The organism is Variovorax sp. 20P10.2.4, assembly GCF_058244205.1.
The window spans coordinates 1-3,979 of record NZ_JBZAYE010000648.1 but is presented as its reverse complement, the minus strand read 5'-3'; the positions used below and the strand labels follow the sequence as shown (position 1 = coordinate 3,979).

The 3,979-nt window shown below is 71.7% G+C and carries 3 protein-coding genes; 1 reads left to right on the top strand and 2 read right to left on the bottom strand.

The genetic code is table 11. From position 1 onward, the window contains the following. Window positions 1–1,315: 3-deoxy-D-manno-octulosonic acid transferase (locus tag AC27VN_RS34945; protein ID WP_490879568.1), on the bottom strand; the 1,315-nt coding region annotated here is incomplete at its 3' end. A gap of 6 nt (window positions 1,316–1,321) precedes the next feature. Further along, on the bottom strand, window positions 1,322–2,704 hold the full coding sequence (locus tag AC27VN_RS34940) for a phosphomannomutase/phosphoglucomutase (protein WP_490879567.1): 1,383 nt from the start codon (window positions 2,702–2,704) through the stop codon (window positions 1,322–1,324). Between the two features lie 113 nt (window positions 2,705–2,817). Between AC27VN_RS34940 and AC27VN_RS34935 the strand changes: the two genes are divergently transcribed. Then, window positions 2,818–3,979, top strand: a 1,162-nt coding sequence (locus tag AC27VN_RS34935) for a bifunctional transcriptional activator/DNA repair enzyme AdaA (protein WP_490879566.1), incomplete at its 3' end; no start/stop codon positions are given.

The following is a 3,979-nucleotide window of genomic DNA, read 5'->3' as shown; positions in this document are numbered from 1 at the left end:
CGGCCGCCATCGCGATCGTGAGCACCGCGGCCGCCGTGCGCTCGGCCGCGCCGCGGTTCGAGGACGAGAAGGCCTGCGCGGCCTGCGACATCGCCTCGCGGCGCTCGCGGTTCTCTACCAGCTTGAGCGCGCTGGTCACGGCCTGCTCCATGGTCTCGACGCGCAGCGAGGCACCGGCCGCGAGCGACAGCTGCGCGGCTTCCGCGAAATTGAAGGTGGACGGCCCCATCACGACCGGGCAGCCGCAGGCCGCGGGCTCGATCAGGTTCTGGCCGCCCAGCGGTTCGAAGCTGCCGCCGAGCAACGCGACGTCGGCCAGGCCGTAGTACAGCGCCATCTCGCCGAGCGAATCGCCGAGCCAGATCTCGGCCTCGGCCGGCTGGCCCGCCGTGCTGCGGCGCGCCACGGCGAAGCCCTCGGCCTCGATCAGCGCGGCCACCTCGTCGAAGCGCTGCGGATGGCGCGGCACGATCATCCACTGCACGTCGTGCACCCGCTTCGAGATCGAGCGGACCGCGCCCTGCTCGGGCGGCACCGGCGCGGTGGCGCCGAAGCGCCGTAGCACCTCGAGCAGCAGGCGCTCCTCGCCGTCGCGCGAACTGGCCAGCACCACGATCGGCTTGGGCAGCGTGCCGCGCAGCTTGGCGGCTGCATGCAGCTGCCGCACGTCGGGCGTGGCGTCGAACTTGAGGTTGCCGTAGATGCCCGAGACCTTGGCGCCCAGCGACACCAGCCGGTGCGCGTCGGCCTCGGTCTGGGCCCAGACCGCGCTCAGCGCCGAATAGGCCGGCCGCGCCAGCCAGCCCAGCCGCTCGGCCGAGGCCAGCGATTTCTCGTTGAGCCGCGCATTGGCCAGCACCAGCGGGATGCGGCGCTCGGCGCAGGCCGCGGCCATCTCGGGCCAGACCTCGGTTTCCATCAGCACGCCGATGCGCGGCTGGAAGCGGTCGAGGAAGCGCGCCACGGCGCCCGGCGTGTCCCAGGGCTGCCAGACCTGCGTGTCGCCCTCGCGCAGCAGCTTGGCGCCCTCCTCGCGGCCGGTGGCGGTGCCGTGCGTGAGCAGGATCGGGATCTCGGGGAACTGGCGCCGCAGCTCCTCGATGAGGATGGCGGCGGCGCGCGTCTCGCCGAGCGAGACCGCGTGCACCCAGCACTGGGCGTGGCCGGTGGTGGCGGCGTCGTAGTGGCCGAAGCGCTCCTCGACCGCCACCGCGTAGCCGGGCTCGGCCGCCGCGCGGCGCCGCAGCTTGCGGCGCACCAGCGGCTGGGCCAGGGTGGTGAAGGCGCCGTACAGGCGCAGCAGCAGCGAACGCACGGTGTCCTAGTGCGCCGCTTCGGCCAGCGTGGCGTCGGGCTTCACCGTCTTGAGCAGCGCCAGCATGCGGGCCTCGATGCGCTCGAGCGCCGCCTGGGTCTGGCCCTCGAAGCGCAGCACCAGCACCGGCGTGGTGTTGGAGGCGCGGATCAGGCCGAAGCCGTCGGGCCAGTCGACGCGCAGGCCGTCGATGGTCGACACCTGCGCCGGGGCCTCGAAGCTCGCGCTCTTCAGCAGCTGTTCGACCACCGCGTGCGGCTCGCCCTCGGCGCACTTCACGTTGAGCTCGGGCGTGGAGAAGCTCGTGGGCAGCGCGTTGAGCACGTCGCTCGCGTTCGGGCTCCTGCTGAGGATCTCGAGCATGCGACAACCGGCATAGGTGCCGTCGTCGAAGCCGAACCAGCGCTCCTTGAAGAAGATGTGGCCGCTCATCTCGCCGCCCAGCGGCGAATCGAGTTCCTTCATCTTCGCCTTGATCAGCGAATGGCCGGTCTTGAAGATCAGCGGCTTGCCGCCCGCGGCCTCGATGGCCGGGCCCAGGCGCTGCGAGCACTTCACGTCGTAGACGATGGTGCCGCCCGGCACGCGCGACAGCACGTCCTGCGCGAACAGCTGCATCTGGCGGTCGGGGAAGATGTTCTGGCCGTCCTTGGTGACGATGCCCAGCCGATCGCCGTCGCCGTCGAAGGCCAGGCCCAGTTCGGCGTCGCCCTGCTGCAGCGCGGCGATCAGGTCCTTGAGGTTCTCGGGCTTGCTGGGGTCGGGATGGTGGTTCGGGAAGTCGCCGTCGACCTCGCTGAACAGCTCCGTCACCTCGCAGCCCAGGGCGCGGAAGATCGCCGGGGCCGAGGCGCCGGCGATGCCGTTGCCCGAGTCCACCACGATCTTCATCGGCCGCGCGAGCCGCACGTCGCCCACGATGCGCTGCACGTAGGCCTCGGTCACGTCCACCTCGCGCACGCTGCCGCCGGGCGCGAGCGTCGCGCTGCCTGCTTCCATGGTCTTGCGCAGTGCCTGGATCTCGTCGCCGTAGATCGCGCGGCCGGCCAGCACCATCTTGAAGCCGTTGTAGTCCTTGGGGTTGTGGCTGCCCGTGACCTGGATGCCGCTGGTGGCGAGCGTGTGGGCCGCGAAGTACAGCATGGGCGTGGTGACCGCGCCCACGTCGATCACCTCGACGCCGGTGGCCACCAGGCCGCGGATCAGCGCTTGCGAGAGCGCCGGGCCCGACAGGCGACCGTCGCGCCCCACGGCCACGGAGGTCTCGCCGGCCGCGCGGGCCGCGCTGCCGAAGGCCCGGCCCAAGGCTTCCGCCACCTCGGGATTCAGCGTGGAGGGCACCACGCCGCGAATGTCGTAGGCCTTGAAGATCGACGCGCTGAGCTGCATGAAAAAGGATTCCTCTGTGGATTCGTGGACCCGGGGATTGTAGGCATCGCCAGGGGTACCCACATGTCCGAAAACGGCCAGTCGAAACGACGCCAAACCTTAATATTCAAGCCATGACAAACGCCAACGCCTCCCCCGACGTGCTCGAGAGCGATGCCTGCTACCTGGCGCTGAAGACGCACGACGCGCGCTTCGACGGCTCGTTCTTCACCGCGGTGACCTCCACCGGCATCTACTGCCGCCCGGTCTGCCGCGTGAAGCTGCCGCGGCGCGAGAACTGCCGCTTCTTCCGCCACGCGGCGCAGGCCGAGGCCGAGGGCTTCCGCCCCTGCCTGCGTTGCCGGCCCGAACTGGCGCCGCGCCCCATGGGCACGGCCAACTGGTCGACCGAGGACGCCTCGCGCATCCTCGCGCAGCAGGCGGCGCGGCTGATCGACGAGCCCGACGCCTGGACCGACGAGGGCCCGGGCGCCGCGCAGATCGCGGCCCGGCTCGGCGTCAGCGACCGCCACCTGCGCCGCATCTTCGAGGCCCAGTTCGGCGTCTCGCCGCTGCAGTACCTGCAGACGCGCCGCCTGCTCGCGGCCAAGCAGCTGATCGCCGACACCCGCCTGCCGATGACGCAGGTGGCGCTGGCCAGCGGCTTCGCGAGCGTGCGCCGCTTCAACGCGGCCTTCGTCGAGCACTACGGCCTCAATCCCAGCGCCTTGCGGCGTGCCGGTGGCGCCGAGGGCGGCGACGGCCGCGCGATCGAGGTGCGACTGGGCTTTCGCCCGCCCTACGACCCGAACGCGATGCTCGGCTTCTTCGCGCGGCGCGCGCTGCGCGGGGTCGAGAGCATCACGGCCGAGGACGGCAAGGTGCCCACGGCCGGCAAGAACGCCAAGGCGCCGGCACCGGCCTTCACGCGGCTGGCGCGCACGCTGCGCGTGCAGCACGGCGCGCAGGTGCATGCGGGCTGGCTGCAGCTGCGCTTCGACATGGCGCGCGAACAGATGCTGCTGTCGGTCAGCGATTCGCTGGCGCCGGTGCTGCCGGTGGTCATCAGCCGCGCCCGCGCCATGCTCGACATCGACGCCGACCCGATGGCCATCAACGCCGCGCTGCACGAGGCCTTTCCGCATGGCGACGGGCTGCGCGTGCCGGGCACGGTCGACGGCTTCGAGCTCGCGGTGCGCGCGGTGCTGGGCCAGCAGATCACGGTGGCCGCGGCACGCACCCTGGGCTCGCGGCTGGTCGAGGCCTTCGGCGAACCGATCGCCACGCCCATCGACG